Source organism: Vibrio sp. 10N (assembly GCF_036245475.1).
Classification (GTDB): Bacteria; Pseudomonadota; Gammaproteobacteria; order Enterobacterales; family Vibrionaceae; genus Vibrio.
Window position 1 is genome coordinate 359,046 of record NZ_BTPM01000002.1, and the last position, 16,149, is coordinate 375,194.

Annotated in this window: 15 protein-coding genes and 1 tRNA gene; 12 read left to right on the plus strand and 4 right to left on the minus strand. The window is 43.3% G+C overall.

The window, feature by feature from the left end; genetic code table 11:
• Positions 1-196: 196 nt before the first annotated feature.
• Positions 197-1,396: an NO-inducible flavohemoprotein gene (gene hmpA / locus AAA946_RS17830; protein ID WP_338166131.1), complete on the plus strand. Its 1,200-nt coding sequence runs from the start codon at positions 197-199 to the stop codon at positions 1,394-1,396.
• 5 nt (positions 1,397-1,401) lie between these two features.
• On the opposite strand, the gene AAA946_RS17835 is transcribed toward hmpA, so the two are convergent.
• The 4 genes from AAA946_RS17835 to AAA946_RS17850 all read right to left on the minus strand — a co-directional run bounded on the left by AAA946_RS17835 (position 1,402) and on the right by AAA946_RS17850 (position 4,422).
• Positions 1,402-1,941: a hypothetical protein gene (locus tag AAA946_RS17835; RefSeq protein WP_338166132.1), complete on the minus strand. Its 540-nt coding sequence runs from the start codon at positions 1,939-1,941 to the stop codon at positions 1,402-1,404.
• Positions 1,938-2,474 carry a YaeQ family protein gene (locus AAA946_RS17840; RefSeq protein ID WP_338166133.1) on the minus strand — a complete coding sequence of 179 codons (537 nt, stop codon included), beginning with the start codon at positions 2,472-2,474 and terminating at the stop codon, positions 1,938-1,940. The genes AAA946_RS17835 and AAA946_RS17840 overlap by 4 nt, the downstream gene beginning before the upstream one ends.
• Positions 2,475-2,622: 148 nt before the next feature.
• A complete protein-coding gene (locus AAA946_RS17845; protein ID WP_112462860.1) occupies positions 2,623-2,832 on the minus strand; it encodes a cold-shock protein in 210 nt (69 codons plus the stop codon).
• Positions 2,833-3,258: 426 nt separating this feature from the next.
• On the minus strand, positions 3,259-4,422 hold the full coding sequence (locus AAA946_RS17850) for a threonine/serine exporter family protein (protein ID WP_112479605.1): 1,164 nt from the start codon (positions 4,420-4,422) through the stop codon (positions 3,259-3,261).
• A gap of 382 nt (positions 4,423-4,804) precedes the next feature.
• Here AAA946_RS17850 and AAA946_RS17855 point away from each other — a divergent pair.
• The 11 genes from AAA946_RS17855 to AAA946_RS17905 all read left to right on the plus strand — a co-directional run bounded on the left by AAA946_RS17855 (position 4,805) and on the right by AAA946_RS17905 (position 16,104).
• Positions 4,805-4,879: transfer RNA gene (locus tag AAA946_RS17855), tRNA-Gly, on the plus strand.
• A 296-nt stretch (positions 4,880-5,175) separates the two neighbouring features.
• On the plus strand, positions 5,176-5,664 hold the full coding sequence (locus AAA946_RS17860) for a site-specific integrase (RefSeq protein WP_338166134.1): 489 nt from the start codon (positions 5,176-5,178) through the stop codon (positions 5,662-5,664).
• Positions 5,664-5,975, plus strand: coding sequence for a hypothetical protein (locus tag AAA946_RS17865; protein WP_338166135.1), 312 nt, complete (start codon positions 5,664-5,666; stop codon positions 5,973-5,975). Before AAA946_RS17860 ends, AAA946_RS17865 begins: the two co-directional genes overlap by 1 nt.
• 267 nt (positions 5,976-6,242) lie before the next feature.
• Positions 6,243-7,208 carry a hypothetical protein gene (locus AAA946_RS17870; RefSeq protein ID WP_338166136.1) on the plus strand — a complete coding sequence of 322 codons (966 nt, stop codon included), beginning with the start codon at positions 6,243-6,245 and terminating at the stop codon, positions 7,206-7,208.
• 512 nt (positions 7,209-7,720) lie between these two features.
• Positions 7,721-9,493 carry a hypothetical protein gene (locus AAA946_RS17875; protein ID WP_338166137.1) on the plus strand — a complete coding sequence of 591 codons (1,773 nt, stop codon included), beginning with the start codon at positions 7,721-7,723 and terminating at the stop codon, positions 9,491-9,493.
• 2 nt (positions 9,494-9,495) lie between these two features.
• Positions 9,496-10,206, plus strand: a complete 711-nt coding sequence (locus tag AAA946_RS17880; protein WP_198557603.1) for an OmpA family protein — start codon at positions 9,496-9,498, stop codon at positions 10,204-10,206.
• Positions 10,203-11,288 carry an HNH endonuclease gene (locus AAA946_RS17885; protein ID WP_338166138.1) on the plus strand — a complete coding sequence of 362 codons (1,086 nt, stop codon included), beginning with the start codon at positions 10,203-10,205 and terminating at the stop codon, positions 11,286-11,288. The genes AAA946_RS17880 and AAA946_RS17885 overlap by 4 nt, the downstream gene beginning before the upstream one ends.
• A gap of 8 nt (positions 11,289-11,296) precedes the next feature.
• Positions 11,297-11,632 (plus strand): hypothetical protein, encoded by a 336-nt coding sequence (locus AAA946_RS17890; RefSeq protein WP_338167198.1) that lies wholly within the window; start codon positions 11,297-11,299, stop codon positions 11,630-11,632.
• Between the two features lie 2 nt (positions 11,633-11,634).
• A complete protein-coding gene (locus AAA946_RS17895) occupies positions 11,635-13,701 on the plus strand; it encodes a chemotaxis protein (RefSeq protein ID WP_338166139.1) in 2,067 nt (688 codons plus the stop codon).
• Positions 13,701-14,357 carry an OmpA family protein gene (locus AAA946_RS17900; protein WP_290300290.1) on the plus strand — a complete coding sequence of 219 codons (657 nt, stop codon included), beginning with the start codon at positions 13,701-13,703 and terminating at the stop codon, positions 14,355-14,357. Before AAA946_RS17895 ends, AAA946_RS17900 begins: the two co-directional genes overlap by 1 nt.
• Positions 14,350-16,104 carry an EH signature domain-containing protein gene (locus tag AAA946_RS17905; RefSeq protein WP_338166140.1) on the plus strand — a complete coding sequence of 585 codons (1,755 nt, stop codon included), beginning with the start codon at positions 14,350-14,352 and terminating at the stop codon, positions 16,102-16,104. Before AAA946_RS17900 ends, AAA946_RS17905 begins: the two co-directional genes overlap by 8 nt.
• Positions 16,105-16,149 lie beyond the last annotated feature (45 nt).

Here is a 16,149-nt window from a genome sequence, read left to right on the forward strand (position 1 = left end):
AGTCATTTTGACCTAGTTGACGATGAAAAACTCTATTGAAACCAATAACAACCGATGTTTTCATACTTGGCACAAACCCTGCAGTGTTTACTACGAACAAAGAAAACAGAGCTGGGTACAGACACGACGGTTTGTCATTCGGCCTATTATTATAACTATTAATAAAGTCATACTATTAAGCCTTCTAAGGAAAACTATGCTAAGTAATCAACATATCGATATTATCAAAAGTACTATTCCTCTTCTTGAGTCTGCAGGACCTGCGCTGACTCAGCATTTCTACCAAAGAATGTTTGCTCATAACCCTGAGTTGAAAGACATTTTTAATATGACGCACCAAAAATCAGGTCGTCAAAGTGTTGCCTTGTTTGAGGCCGTCGCAGCCTATGCTAAAAACATTGAAAACCTAGCGGCATTGTCCGCGGCGGTTGAGCGCATTGCTCATAAGCACACCAGCTTCAATATCAAGGCGGAGCATTACCAAATTGTCGGCCATCACCTGATTGAAACGTTACGTGAATTAGCTCCAGAAGCATTCACTCAGGCTGTAGAGGAAGCGTGGACCGAAGCCTATTTATTCTTAGCACAAATCTTCATTGATCGTGAAGAAGAGCTATACCAACTGCGTGAACAGGCGCTGGGTGGCTGGCGTGGTACACGTCGATTCGTCGTCAAAGAGAAAACGTCGGAGTCGGAACTGGTGACCAGCTTCGTTCTTGAGCCGGAGGATGGTGGTAAGGTACTTGATTATCAAGTTGGTCAGTATTTGGGTATTCAAGTCTCCCCAACTGGTAGCGACAACGTAGAGATCCGTCAATATTCGCTTTCACAAGCACCTAACGGTAAGAACTATCGTATCTCGGTGAAAAAAGAGCAATCGAACGAGCACGATGATGGCTTGGTTTCAAACTTCTTACATCGTGAGTTGAATGTGGGGGCGAGCTTGGAGGTGATGCCTCCAGCGGGTGACTTCTATTATCAACAAACGGATAAACCGGTAGTGCTTATTTCTGCGGGAGTAGGGTGTACTCCAATGCAAGCGATGCTGCAAAAACTCGGTACACAAGGCTTATCACAGAAGGTGACCTATCTGCATGCATGTGAAAATGAGCAACAACACTCTTTTATGGATGAAACCGCGACTATTTTGGCAGCTAACGGCTGGCAACAGCATATTTGGTATCGTGAACCAACAGCGCAGCAAGAAGCGGGAGAGAGTCACACTGGGCTGATGGATCTCAATACCGTCAAAGAGTCTTTGCCAGTGCATTTCGGTGAATTCTACCTCTGTGGGCCGGTTGCTTTTATGCAGGCTGTGGTGACTCAACTTGAGGCTATGGATGTGGATCGTTCGCGCATTCACTATGAAGTATTTGGCCCACACGCTACGCTATAACACGGCTAGTTGAACCATTTCTCAAACCACCGTTTCCAGCCCGTAGACGGTGGTTTTCTGGTTTCGAACTCACGAAAACCTTGATAATAGCTTTGATTAAATGCAGTTCTTAGTTCATCAACACTTTGCTGAGTCAAAGGGCTGAGTGTTTCACTGGTTTGAAGCGCATGGTCATTAGCAAGGCTGTAGTCCATCCCCAGGTATCCTTGGATATAAACCCAGATATGGGTGACTAAGACGAGCTCCTCCAAAACAGGGAGTTTAAATGCATTGGCATGCTCACTACCAACTTGCTGTTCAATTGCAGACTTCATTGCCTGAACTTGGTTTAGATGAGCGTTAAGGGAGGAAAGCGCTTCGACATTGAGTTTAGTAAATAGTCCTAGTAACAAGCCTGATGGCGCATGGTCTGGTTTATTTTCTTGAGCTCTGGCAAACAAGAGGTTTTCTCGTTCGCAAAGGTTATTTAGCGCTTCTTCGTGCGTTGCTACGATCGTGAGCGTGTCAGCCTTGATGTCGGAGAGTGCTTTCCTCAATTCAATCATTTGTCTTGCAGTTCCTCTACAGTAACTTCGACTGAGCCGCCTTCCGCATCAACAAAGAGCGAAGTTCCGGTGATCATGACAGACAGATCCATAGTACGAGTGACGAGTTCAGACAATGATTCAATAGACTCGTTGTTAAAGCGATAAATGCTTGCGTCTAAATACCCAAACTTACCTTGGTTTTGTTGCCACCAGACATCACTTTTGGTGTTGAAGCTGTATACTTTGGTTTTCTTGGAAAGGCGAGTCGCCTTTTTTACGCGATCCACATCTGGTTCGCCGATATCAATCCATACTAAGGTTTGATCATCGAGTGACTTTTCCCAAATATCCGGCTCTTCAATCGTCGATAGACCTTTAGTGAACTGTAGGTCCGGCGACGCGTTTAAGCAAAACGCCATAAGCCTCGCCATCATTCGTTGCTGGTTTTCAGAAGGATGCAGCGCAACGGTGAGGTTAAGAGAGTCGTAGTAATCGCGATTCATGTCTGTCAGTGCGACACGAAACTTATAAATTGTGGGTTTTAAGGCCATGAGATTGCTCAAAAATTGTGAATATCGTTTGACTATATAGTACGCGTCTCAACGCAAAAGGATACTAACAAAGTGGGGGAACGGGACTAACTGATACAAAAATAGCCAGCGAAGCTGGCTATTTTTCAAACGTTACTGGAAGTAAGTTTTAAACAGGAGTGATTTCTTCCGCTTGTGGGCCTTTTTGGCCTTGAGTTACGCGGAACTCCACTTTTTGGCCTTCAGCTAGCGTACGGAAACCGTCTGCTTTAATGTTGCTGAAATGAGCGAAAACGTCTGGACCATTTTCTTGTTGAATGAAGCCAAAGCCTTTAGTTTCGTTGAACCACTTAACTGTACCAGTTACTGTGTTAGACATAGTTATATCCTAAATTTTACTATCTTGTTTCTATTGCCAATCCGGCAGCTATAGCGTGGAAAATGAAATTGCTATTGCGTACAACGCGTCGGGGGAATCACGAGAATTCAACGATTGCTTTTTGTAAACAATGGAACTTTTTTTCTAGCCACGGATGAATATAAGCGACTTCTATGGCAAGTCAAAGTACGGTGAATGTATTAATGTCGAATATTTGAAGTGTAGCTCGTTTTTAGATGGCACTTTCATGACATTTCAAACCGATAACAGTTTTTTGGACGCTGGATCTACATTGGTGTTGATGCGTAACATATTGATATAAAACATTATTTAGCGCTTCGAAATAATGTTTTGTAAAGGTTCTGCAAACAATGTCATTATTTTGAAGCGCATTAGGTTTTTATAGAATTACCACTTTATTGAGGTCTATCTCTCTATTTTTGGCGAGTATATTGAGTATGCGGTAATTTGACCGGCGACAATGGCCGAAAACATAAATAATGCGGATAAACCGATATTAGGGATCGGCAATATCGATTGTTCAAACACAGATTGGCTGGCACTGACCATAACACGGCTACCCGGTACGAGGATAATGATACCCTGAACGATGTAAATAGAGCCGGTCAAATCGAGCCTTTTAGCCACCCAGGTACCATACAAGGTGATGAGTACGGTAGTTACCCAAGTTCCCACAACCCAGCCGCTATCAAACCCTAAGTAAAATGGCCCCCACATACCAAGTACAGCGACAGGCAGTCCAAGTAGAATGTCCTTAGGTCTGGCATTGAAGATGACACCGATAGACGTTGAGATAAGCAAAAGCCCAAAGCAGTGTAGCCACAACGGAACTTCATTGGTGTATGAGATGGACTCTGCCTGTCCCCAGAATGCTTCACCGATGTTTAACCCCATCATGACGCCAATAAACAGCTTAATAAGGGTCAGTGCACTTTGTCCCAACAATGCCGTTCCTGACACTAAATCATTAAATGCCAAACACTCAAGTGAGTTGGCGATTGATAAACCAGGTACAAACAAAACGACACTCGCGATACATAACGCCCATATAGGGATCGCTGCGCCGGTACTGGCGATAAAGGCCACGAGAACCCCGGTTAGTAGAGCAGAAATGAACTCTACGGCGATAGAGTTGCGTCCACGATAAACAAGCTGACATACCCAAACCATCAAACCCAGCAACATAGAAAATGCAATGGCTTCCAATGTGCTGCCTACCAACATGAGGTAAGCGGGTGGGATCCCCATATTAGCAAGTGCGACCACCCACTTTGGGTAACCAACAGGCTCCGGTACGGGCTCATTACTCGGCTGATTGATTCGAATGATAGTGTTGGCGAGCAAGCTTAGGTTGATGGAGGCGGGTTTTAGTCGCTTTAGTACAACCGTGTTGTCTTTGTCTGGAAATTGATAGTTGATGGCAGTGGGTGTGGCTTGCACCATGACATCGATGCCGTGTTTTTGCGCGTAGTACTGCGCGTACTTTTCCACTTTATAAGGGGCACACCCACTACGATGAAGTGTGTCGCCGATATCTACGATTTTCTTTATTGTTTGAGTGGAAGGCATAGGTTCGTCTAATCAATGTCGTGGTGCCACTTCGGTGGCGTAAAGGTATCAAAGCTTCAAGGGTTTTTCGATAGTTAATATTCAATTTTCTATCAATTCTATTCACTGTAATAGAACGAAATACAGCAAGCTGGGTGGTGAACCGCAAACGTTTCAATGAATTAGCAAGAACTCTGATAATAAATTCTCCTCATGTAAACGAATGGTGATTGGCTCTAGCCTAGAAAAGTGAGATTTACTTCTCGTTTTTCCTTTTTATATCAGTGCAATAGTACATTTATAGACCAAATTGAGGCAAAGTTGCGCAGTTAAGCCAAAATACGCAAAAAGAGGCTTTTTTTTTAGTTTAGATATGGCATATTAACTCTCGTCCCACGATGATGCGTGCATCGTATAATGGCTATTACCTCAGCCTTCCAAGCTGATGATGCGGGTTCGATTCCCGCTGCACGCTCCAAGTTTCTTATCTACAGTAACTCCCAAAAAATAAATAATATCAAAGCATTATCACATCTATAGCTCTTCAGCTTAAAGCTATCACTAAAGATTTCCAAACCAATCTCCGTGCACTGAGACCACTTTGAGACCAAATCTAGACCATCGTACTTTTCAAGTAGATATGGTGTTAACTGATCTTAAATGGCCTAGTTGTCAGCCTACTATTACCACAATTAATTCGAAACTAGTCGCTATCATCTGGAATCAGTTCTAACAACTCACCGACACTGCACTCCAAGTAGATTTTTTACCGGTATGAGAACCGGTGAAGTTGATGGGTTGATGTGGGAAGGCGTGGATTTGGAGAACAAAACCATTACGGTTAGTCAAAGTATTGTGCGTGGCCGATTGAAAGGGCTCAAAACCGATGGTTCATATCGCGTGATTCAGCTTACAGATAGGGTGGTGGAAGCTCTTGAAAAGCATTGTGTTTGCGCCGATAAAAAACTGAAATATGTGTTTACTAATGCACAAAATCGTCACCTCAATTACGCTGTAGTTGCTCGTTCCGTTTGGTATTCGGCTATTGAAAGAGCAGGGTTAAAACGACGTAATCCGTATCAAACCCGCCATACCTTCGCAACGTTACTTTTGGCGGCAGGTGAATCTCCTGAATGGATCGCGAATCAAATGGGTCACACTACGACTACGATGCTGTTTCGTGTGTATTCTCGTTACGTCCCAAACCTTACGCGCCGAGATGGTAGCGCGTTTGCCGCTTTCTTAAATGTAGGGGGTAACTAATGCGCTATTCACCGTTAGCTGTGCATTGCACAAGTCTGTGCTTCGATGTTATTCAAAGTCATTACTTTGATGAAATGACGGTTGAAGATATCAAACAATCTAAAGCAGAAATCTATCTTCTACTTAAAGGCCGAACGTACATGCTACCTCACCAGTATTGGCGAGAAGACCGGTTTCTCGACATGGTAGCGAATAGCGTTGTGGAGGTGTTATACCAATGTCGTCATCACCGTTCAAAGCGAGATGTGGGGTGGGTGCTGAGTTTTGTAGAGCAACAAATTGAGTTGGCGATAGACAGGGCAAAGCACTAGGTCAAACAGTGTGAGCCACGGTTTAATGAGCTAATCATTTGATTAGCTCATTTCGTTTTGATGCGCAAAATTGTGAAACCTAGCCCGATCGCTATAGCTACTAATATATGTAGCTGTGTTTTTCTGCAGTATGACAAAGCTCATCCTCATAAACAAGGCGATACCAGTCTAGTTTGATTTCGTAACCTTACGAAATCCGCTCTCACCCATTCACAGATAAGATACCACTCATCAACCGCAGTTAAGCAATATTCCAGAGGTGATTTTATGTGTTCACAGGCAAACTTCAGCAAGTATCAACGACGCGTGATTAAGTTTCTTACCGACTACCTAGGAAGCGAAATACCTTTCACTTATGAGAGGGCGCAAAACAACCACTTAAAGGTGTTAATCGAAGGGGTGCCAAAACCCATGTATACGGGGTCAACGCCATCAGATAGTAAATCTCTGAACAACTTCATGGCTGAAGTGAAGCGTGAAGTGAAAGCGAGCCAACAAGAGGAAACTGATGAGGCGATAGTGAGTAAGCCTGCGCTTCCTAACCCAATGCAAGTGTCTCGTGACCGCCTAATTCAAAATACGGTGAAATCGCTTAGAACCCGTCTCGATGCGCTCAAATCGAAAGAAGAGGCGTTAGTACTTGAACATAAAAACGTAGATGTGATAGCTGATCACCGCATCGAAACAGTTAGTCAGGCGCTGTCATTGTCTCTTCAAGCTCGTAAGCAAGGCAGTTACGTTAAATCGAAAGAGATGAGAGTGCTCGAGGATAAAATTGGCAATCATCTGAACTTCATGCTGCCATCTATAGCGTTTTATGCAGAGCTGCTTGACGCGAAACAGAAGTACAAGAAAGGCGAGATTGAAGATGAACAAGAGGCAGCTCAGCAACCAATCCAAACTAGCAACGTCATTAAGTTGGATGAAAAAGCCGACACAGTGGAAAGCACCACAGTGAAAACGGCAAATGGCCCATGTTTTTCGGTGGAAACAAAAAATAATAGTGAGAGTAAGCAACATGCCAACTCCGCCACCGAACTCATGGGCATGTCGACAAGCAATCGAGTAAGCCTGCTACGACAGCTTACTAAAGCACAAGCGTTGATGTTAATTGATGACTTGAACACTGCGATTGCACAAAACCGAGAGGAGGATATCGCCAAAGTGGTTGCTCTTATCCAAGAGAAAGACCTACCTATAGAAGCCATAATTTCTCGTATTGATGCTGCCTAGCAGCATCAGCGTTTTTGTGCTTGTTCGGATGGAATAGAAATTCCGATCAGTTGGCTGATGCCATAGAGTTTCTTTCTCATTAAATAGCCGAACCCAAATCATTGCCGATTGAGTGTATGCCAGAACTGACCTTTTAACGCTAACACTATTCGAACTGCTATTGTTGCTTAGATTGTTTTTTTGGTGCTGCTGGTTAACCTTTCTAGTTGCTATGTAGATGCAGGCGATTAGGTATGGACTTTTCGTTTTTGCACGTATTTAGTGCAATCAAAGCCACTTAATCATTAAGTATTTATATTTATTGGTGGCGGGTTATTTTTGCAGTGAATCTTATGGAAAGGAGGTGTTGATTGAAGTCATGTTTTTGTACGCTTACGATTTCTTAATACTATTCGAAATGCATATAATCAGTAACAGTGTTATAGATAAATGACACAATAAACCTATTGCAGAATGCTGTGCTGTAAATGTAGAATTCCGCGCGTTTAAACTCAAATCTATAGAAAACTCCTATGACCGACCAGATAGCCTCTTTCATTGCATCATTTACTGCAAATGCGATATCCGATGCCTTTATCCTGATTATTGCTGCATTAATGATTGTTTCTATTGCTCTTTCTGCTATTGGAAAAGCTCCGCGATTGACTGCTAGTACAGCCAACCTATTAACTTCTCTTGGTATCTTAGGTACTTTTGCGGGCATTGTGGTCGGGTTGATGGACTTTGACCCTAAGAATATTGACGGCAGTATCGAATCTTTGCTCTCGGGTCTTAAGACTGCATTTTTAACAAGCTTAGTTGGTATGGCGGGATCGATAGTCTACAAAGCCATATTGGGTGTGTTGCCTAAACGAGAAGAGTCAGTTGAGAAATCGGTAGGGCCAGATGAGATCTACGCCGTTATGTCTCAGCAACTAGAAGCGTCAAATAAGCAGCTAGAATCTTCTTCAGAGTTATTGTCCGCTATAAGGGGAGACAGTGATTCATCTCTAACATCTCAAATCAAGAATCTACGTACAGATGTTACCGACGGTAACAGACAACTCAATAGTCATTTGGAAAACTTTTCTCAATCAAATGAGAAGTTTAGAGCCGAGCTATGGGTTAAAATGGATGAATTTGGCGAGCTACTTTCGAAGTCTGCAACAGAGCAAGTTATTAACGCGCTGAAAGAAGTCATTGTCGAGTTTAACGATAAGCTCACCGAGCAGTTTGGAGAGAACTTCAAACGTCTAGATGAGTCGGTGAAAAAATTAGTGGACTGGCAAGAAAACTACAAGCTTCAGCTAGAAGATATGGCAAATAAGTATCAGCTTGGTGTAGACGCGATCTCTTCAACAGAGAAATCTGTAGCTAGCATTAATGAACGAGCAGAGTCCATTCCACAGACGATGGAAAAACTTCACCATGTAATGGAACTGGGTCATGGTCAAGTTACGGAACTGGAACACCGCCTTGAGGCATTTAAGGACTTGCGTGACAAGGCTGTTGAAGCAATGCCTCAGATTCGTGAGCAAATGGACAGTACTATGGCAGTGATTGGTGATTCAGTTAAGGCCGCTTCTACGCACTATGAGTCGATGTTAGTCGAGTCTCAGAAAATCATTGATAACTTTAGTACCACAGCCAATCAGAGCGTTGAGACTATGCGCACCAACTTGGAAGAAGGAGCTGTTAAAGTATCGAGTGAACTCGAGACTAGAGCGGTTGAAATTGGTGGGCGTCTTGCAGAGGCATCAAATGACATCACGGATAATGTTACCAGTGCATCTGGTGCGCTTCAAAACAGTGCTTCTTATCTAACCGATAACTCAGATCGAATCAAAGAACAGCTTGAAGATGCTATTACAGAATTAAACTCTCAATTACGTGTCCTCGTTGCTGACATCAAAGACGATGCTAAAGAAACGGGTAGCGTACTTAAGTCTGCTAACCAAGAGCTGCTATCAAGCACGCGTGAGATTCAAACTGAGACGACTCAAGCGATTACAAAACTTCATGATCGCTTAGAAACCACACTCGAAGATGTCTTCCAGATCCAGGCTCAAGCTGTCAAGCGTACATTTGATAGTTTGGAAGACCAAATTGTTGATTCAGTTGGTAAAACTGGTAACGCGGTAGAGAAACAAGTTGAAGTGCTTGATATCCAAATGCAGCAAGAGATTAACCGCACTATGAACGAAATGGGTGAGGCCTTGGCAACGATCACGCAGCAGTTCACTCGAGATTATCAGAAGCTTGTTCGAGAAATGTCTAATGTGGTCAACGCTGGAGCAACAGTTTAACGATGGAAAAATTGTTTGGCTCTCAAAAGCCCAAAGAAGGAAGTGGTGAACATTGGATGTCTGTGTCCGACCTTATGGCTGGACTCATGATGGTTTTCCTATTCATTTCAGTTGCTCTGATGCGTGATGCTATGGTTGAACGCGACAAGATTAAAGATGTTGCTGAAACCTACAAGCAAACTCAGCAAGCTATTTATATCGCGCTCCTTGAGGAGTTCGCTAAGGATTTAGATCACTGGGGAGCAGAGATCGACCGTGATACTCTGAGTGTCAACTTTACCGCTCCAGATGTACTGTTTGCTAATGGTAAGGCTAATCTAACCGACCAGTTTCAATCAATATTGGATGATTTTTTCCCTCGCTATTTAGCTGTTCTTGAAAAATACCAGCCAATTATCCAGGAAATCAAAATTGAAGGTCACACCTCAAGTCGTTGGAATCATGATTCAACAGACTATGAAGCCTACTTCAATAATATGCGACTCTCTCAGTCACGTACCCGAGCTGTTTTGGGGTACGTGATGGCCTTGGAACCAGTTAAGAATGACTATTATGAGTGGGTTAAAGGGAACGTAGCGGCAGTTGGTTACTCATCTTCAAAACTTGCATTAGACGAGGCTGGTGTTGAAGATGAAAAGCGTTCACGTAGAGTGTCTTTCCGAATCATTACCAATGCTGAACAACAGATACTCAAGATTTTGGGGGCAGAATGAAGTTGACTCTCAACTTAGGCTCCTTGATGACAGCTATCAATACCATGCAACCAGAGAAAAAAGGTTCTTTCAAATGGGCCTATGAAGAAACGCATATAGCGAAAGTCGATAAAGAACTAGAGCAAGGTAAAGATGTAGAGCTTAAAGATGTAGAAATAGAGTCTGGTCTATTAAGTTACCAAGGACGGAATGTCAGCTTGTATATCAAAGCTAACGGCTCTAGTGCTCGTTTCCACGTCTCTGATTGTAAAACTCTTCAATCGATGAGAGCGAATGGACGTTTTGAACGCTATGTAGTGACGAATAATACTTCTGGGGAGTTTGTTGTTGACTCTGGGTATGGGGAAACTAAAGCGAGACTGAAAGTCTGCCAGAACTGTTTGAGAAAGCTTAACTATAAAGGCTGTAACTCTTCCAACGACATTCGCTCAATAGTAGCTGAATTTAACATGGCAGAATTCTTTGCGACATATAGCTCGTTTTTCCCTCATATGCCTTCTAGAAACGCAGAAACAGCTGAGACAGGATACACCAACGATTGGTCGAGAGTGTCTTCACGTTATCGCGTAGACAAGAACTTTGAATGTGAGGACTGTAAGGTAAACTTACGCACGAACCGTTCACTGCTGCATGTGCATCACATCAATGGCGTTAAGTCAGATAATAGTGAGAAGAACCTAAAAGCACTATGTATCGACTGTCACAGTAAGCAACCAAAACACCAGCACATGGTTCTGAGCCATCGCGAAAGACAATTGATTAACGATCTTCGCAAGGATCAAGGATTATTAGACGACCTTGGTGGCTGGCAGGAATTGTTCGAGCTGTCAGACCCAGGAGTTCATGGTGTTTTACATGCTTGTCGCGAAGTACACCTTTCGCTGCCTGAGGTTAACTACTATGTGAAGGATAGTTTGGGGGATATAGCTTCTCGTATTGAGCTAGCTTGGCCTAAACGTCGATTTGGTGTGGCGATTTCACCAAATGATATTAATGATGCACTAAAACAAGGTTGGCAAGTAATAACAGCAAATGAGTTTCTGAGTGATTACAGAAGCCAGGCTCACACGTTGAGGCATTGATGATGAAGATGAGATTGGATCAAGTATTGGAGCGAATTATTTCAGTCAACCACGCTTGGAAGCTATCCAAAGAGGAGTTTGGAGCCGACTTCATTGCTACAAATTCCTTGAGAGATACAAAGTCATCACTTCAGGCAACGCTTCTCAGGGAGTTTCCAGAAGAGGTCTATCTGCGAGTAGCCTCTGATAGTGATGATCACGAAGAAGCTTTGTACAGCGTAAGACTCAGAGACAAAGTACTAGTAAATGGTGTAGTTCGAGAAGATGCTGAGCACCTACCAGCACGCATTGCAGAACAGATTTTTACTTCAAGTGAAATAAGTAAGTTTTTAAGGAATAGTTAAATATGCTAGACAGAGTCGCAATCATATCGGGTGATGGGGTAACAGATATTATCATCATCACAACGTTAGCTTTGTTCTTCTTTTTCGCAGTGCGTGAAATAAAGGCTACCTGGGGGGCAATCTCGCAGCTTAAAGCTATAGCCGGCCTTAAAAACAATCATTCCACAGACCTAGTAGAGCCTGAAAGCCTATCGGAGATTCAACTTAAATGGTTGGCTGAGCACCTAGTTTACACGCCTACCGAAAGTGGTCTAAAAATTGAGAGCAAAGCGGGGCTTTGGTTAACGAAGTCACCTCTGTCTCATATGCTTCCATCTTGTGATTCGACCCGCTACAAGTTGGTTCCTGCTCTCTTAACCAGCATAGGTATCACTGGTACGTTTCTGGGGATCACGCTTGGTTTGAGTCAGTTCAGTATGGCTGGAGATTCCAAAGCGTTGCTGAGCTCTGCTGCTGAGCTCTTGGAAGGTATGAAAACAGCTTTTTACACTTCTCTAGCTGGTTTAAGTAGCTCAGCCGTGTTTATGGCTTTAATGAAAATGTCTTCAAGCCGTCTTTCTAAAGCTCAAGGAGCATTCTTAAAAGCTATTTCAAGTCAATACTTCGAGGCGAGCCCAGTCCATTATCTGAAGAACATGTCGAATGAAGGGCAGCAGGAAGTGGTTGCCGCGCAGTTGCGTTCTGCTTCAGCTATCGAAAGCATGAGCCAACAGTTTAGGGATACTGCCGCTTCCCTTAATAACCTGGGTGACTCATTCGATGGCAATGCAATAGCGGAGAAAGTATCTGAGGCAGTTAAGGGATCAATCGAAGACCAGCTTACGCCTGCAATGCAAGCGATAAGAGGAGAACTCTCTGCTCTTAGAGACATCAAAGAGCAATCACAAAAAGAGCTAGTTGAGTTGCTCGTGGATAAGATGAAATCAGAGTTGATTGACCCTGTATCAGAAGAGCTTAAGAAAACAAGTGAAGCAGTCTCTCAGAGTAATGAAGTTTCCGCTCAGCTTAATGCCAATGTTGAGAAAGTGGTGACCAGCACTGCGCAAACTGTAGAGACAATCAACGAGTTCCAGAAAGATACAATGGACAAGTTGCAACAGTTTGCTGAATCACTAAAGCAAATTCTCGCGAGCTTTAAAGACGACACTCAAGGAGCGATGTCTACAATCGCGAAAGAAGTCCAAACATTGCTTGATGGCGCTTCGAAAGGTCTGGAAGAGCAGAGGGATGCCTTTGAACTCAGTGCGGGAAGAGCTTCTGCAGCCTTTGAAGGAATCAAAACTTCAATGGATGGTGCGCTTAACGAAAGGCAACAAAAAGAGAAAGCACTATTCGACGGTGTGGAGACTCGAATCAATGCACTCATCGAAGGCTCAAGTGCTGCGTTTAAGCAGCAAACTGATGTGTTGGAGGCTGTAGGCGATCAAGCTAGTAGTTTAATGACTTCAGCGAAGCAAGAACTAGAGTCAGGCTTAGGCGACATTGATGAAAAAGTTAAGTCGATGTCGACAACCGTTCAGAAAGAGCTAGAAGCTTTCCGGCTGCAGTATCAACAGAATCTAACGGCGTACTTCGAACAGCAGAATTCTTTACTAGAGGATAGCTTAAGTAAGCAGCGTAACGGTCTCAATGAGGTTGTGGAGAATTTCCGCAAAGTCTTCGAGAGCGAATACCAAGCTCGCCACAATCTACTTCAAGAGCTCACGGCACAGTATGAAAAACTAGAAGCTTCTGCCCAAACGGTTGAGCGTGTCGCTAAAGCAATCGGGTTAAACGAAGCGTCGAGAATGGCAGAGCTTCAAGATGCTGCGCAAACAATGGGAAGACAAATCGCACTATTGAAGAAAGAGTATGCAACGGCTTCTGCGTCGTTTACCGATGTGACAGAGAACCTTCCGAAAGCCATGGACGAATACTTCTCGCGAGCAAATGAGAGCTTTGAAACATTCTTCAATGATTTCGACCAATCGGCAAGCACGATCCATAATAAATTGTCACAAGCAGCTGGCTACTTGATTAACGCTCAAGTTCAAAATCGAGAATTTGAAGCAGATAGAGCGGAGGCTTGATGCGGAGTTTATCCCACTCACCAAGAACTGCAGATGCAGAAGAGTCTGGTGTATGGCTCTCGGTTGGGGATCTAATGTCAGTCTTGCTGATGATCTTCGCCTTGCTGCTCATCAGTGCTTTGGTTCAAATTTCTGAGGTATATGAAGAAAGCCAAAATACTCGAATCGTAATTATCAAAGATATCAACGATAAGTTGAATGCCGAGGGAATTGGCGTCCAAGCTGATCCAGAAACAGGTGATATCTCAATTACAGATTCAATCTTATTTGACCTTAACGACTATAAATTGAAAGCGTCAGGGCAAGAGTTTTTGGAAAAGTTCATTCCAATATACTCTGATGCGATTTTTCAGTCTCAAGCTACCGCTGATGAAGTTAGCCGAGTTGTGATTGAGGGACATTCGAGTTCCGAAGGTGCGTTTGACAGGAATATGGAACTGAGTGTTTTACGCGCAAACAGTGTTATCGCTTTCGTTAACTCAATGGAATTTAGTAATAAACAGCGCTTCTTCGATAAGGCGGTAATTTCTGGACGAGGCCCCATTGAAGCTCGACAAGACGCAGCCGATGCGGCTGACCGTAAGGTGAAGTTCCGCTTTCAGTTCAAAGATGAAGAGTTTCTTGGCAATTTCTCAGAGGTGAAAAAAGTTGAGTAGTTCAGGTTTTTCGTTCTCGCAGCCGAGATTACCCAGCTCAAATAAGTTAACCAGCCATTCATTCGATGAGTTTCTGGAACTAGGAATTACTGACGACAGGACACCGAGCTTTCCACCAAAAACACTCATGCAAATAGTGGCGCTCGTCTCTGCTCAAAGGTCAGACGAAGTTCATGTTTTCGAATGGTTAGAAGCGATTGAAAGCGAAGTCCAGTGGAAAAACTTAAACGAGCAAGAACGTGAGCGTGCTTGTGTTGCGGTCTGGACCGGTGTTGGTAGTCAGCTGGTGCTTGGAGATATTGCGCTGTTCAAGATGGGGCTAGCGTTAGATGGAAAAGCAACGAGTGTAGTTTCTGAACTTGTTGAATCGATAGATATAGCGAGAACCGTGCCTATCTGGAGTGCGATAGATCAAGCCAAATTGGATTGGCTGTTGGCGCTAAAAACAAAAGATTTTGATGAAATGGCATCGCTTTGCTACCAAGGTAAACAGACTTTAAGTGGCTATATTAAGTTTTTGAGGTTGCCTCAAGCTAACAGTTACAAGGCAGAGTTGGCTAATTGCCTGCTAAGTCCAATATCGGATGGGAATCTATCAGATTTTGATGACGTTTGGCTTGCCAACAACTTTTACGCATTAGACACCACCCAACAAAGAGTTGATTTTTGTGAGCGCTTTATAGGCAAGCTTGAACAATTCGATTACGGAGACCAGTGTGCTGAAATCATAGAAAATCACTGTTTTCCTCTAAAGAAAAACAGCTACTGGCCTCAACTTGGTGGCGCATCAAAAGCAGTGTTAAAAAAGAAATTTGGTTTAACAAGTTACTTTGATTTGCATGCAATTTCGGCTGCCCTCTACTCTGAAGAGGCGGCTATTCAGCTTGATTTTAACGATTATCAAACCCGCCAGATTAGAAGTCGTTCCAAGTTCTGGTCAAATTACAGTAGTCGATTTGAACGAGTCAGGGTTTTACTTCCGAGCGAGAGCTATAACTGGGTTGAGTCTCAAAATGGGGGCCTGCCCGAATTCGTACATGTGTTGCCAAACTCCACAAATACAGACAGTGAGATCTATATCTTTGAACTAGATAATTTGCTTGTTGTTGAGTTTCTTCGAGGAACCATTGCAGAAACGCGATTTTATAAAAAGAGTGACTGGAATACACAAAAGTTGTTTGATAGCGAAGCTCTGACAAGTGAAGACATTCGCACTATGACTCAGCTTGAAGTACATGACCATCTTGATTTTTGGCAACACTATTGTGAAAAGCTTCTTAGAACCAAGTTTAAAGTCCTTCCAAATAATGGCACTAAATCCTTCAAAGGGTTATCGAAAGCACTAGGCCAGTACTCCGAGAGCAGAGGTCTACCCAAACCAGACGAAGGGATGGTTCAGAAACGTAAGGCGAGTTTAGAAACGTGGATTGAAAGATTTTGGGAAGCAGAAGTTAAAACTGGCAAGTTTGGAGAGTTACGTGGTTTAGCTCAGAAAAGTACTTTGTATCTATCGAAGGCGATCATGGCTAAGCAACTCGGAAATCAAGCTGATTACGAATTGTTTATAAAGAAAGCGGCTAATCAAGGTAATCCAGAAGCTATGTGGCAGCTTGGCAAGAATATGCTTTTGGGTTCAAACAGCGATGCGAGAACCCGAAAGTATGGAGAAGATTGGATTTCTAAAGCAGCAGCTCAAGGGCATAAAGAAGCGGTTGAGACCGCCAATCGCTTTAGAATTGCTTATTAAGTAAAAAATTATGTCATTCTGAGATCACCTAAGGTATGTGTGGAT

What these genes read in the sequence shown, in the direction of transcription:
- AAA946_RS17865 (WP_338166135.1), top strand. Translation starts at nt 5,664, where the DNA reads ATGCGCTATTCACCGTTAGCTGTGCATTGCACAAGTCTGTGCTTCGAT.
- AAA946_RS17885 (WP_338166138.1), top strand. Translation starts at nt 10,203, where the DNA reads ATGAAGTTGACTCTCAACTTAGGCTCCTTGATGACAGCTATCAATACC.
- hmpA (WP_338166131.1), top strand. Translation starts at nt 197, where the DNA reads ATGCTAAGTAATCAACATATCGATATTATCAAAAGTACTATTCCTCTT.
- AAA946_RS17860 (WP_338166134.1), top strand. Translation starts at nt 5,176, where the DNA reads ATGAGAACCGGTGAAGTTGATGGGTTGATGTGGGAAGGCGTGGATTTG.
- AAA946_RS17875 (WP_338166137.1), top strand. Translation starts at nt 7,721, where the DNA reads ATGACCGACCAGATAGCCTCTTTCATTGCATCATTTACTGCAAATGCG.
- AAA946_RS17890 (WP_338167198.1), top strand. Translation starts at nt 11,297, where the DNA reads ATGAGATTGGATCAAGTATTGGAGCGAATTATTTCAGTCAACCACGCT.
- AAA946_RS17895 (WP_338166139.1), top strand. Translation starts at nt 11,635, where the DNA reads ATGCTAGACAGAGTCGCAATCATATCGGGTGATGGGGTAACAGATATT.
- AAA946_RS17835 (WP_338166132.1), bottom strand. Translation starts at nt 1,941, where the DNA reads ATGATTGAATTGAGGAAAGCACTCTCCGACATCAAGGCTGACACGCTC.
- AAA946_RS17845 (WP_112462860.1), bottom strand. Translation starts at nt 2,832, where the DNA reads ATGTCTAACACAGTAACTGGTACAGTTAAGTGGTTCAACGAAACTAAA.
- AAA946_RS17900 (WP_290300290.1), top strand. Translation starts at nt 13,701, where the DNA reads ATGCGGAGTTTATCCCACTCACCAAGAACTGCAGATGCAGAAGAGTCT.
- AAA946_RS17880 (WP_198557603.1), top strand. Translation starts at nt 9,496, where the DNA reads ATGGAAAAATTGTTTGGCTCTCAAAAGCCCAAAGAAGGAAGTGGTGAA.
- AAA946_RS17840 (WP_338166133.1), bottom strand. Translation starts at nt 2,474, where the DNA reads ATGGCCTTAAAACCCACAATTTATAAGTTTCGTGTCGCACTGACAGAC.
- AAA946_RS17850 (WP_112479605.1), bottom strand. Translation starts at nt 4,422, where the DNA reads ATGCCTTCCACTCAAACAATAAAGAAAATCGTAGATATCGGCGACACA.
- AAA946_RS17870 (WP_338166136.1), top strand. Translation starts at nt 6,243, where the DNA reads ATGTGTTCACAGGCAAACTTCAGCAAGTATCAACGACGCGTGATTAAG.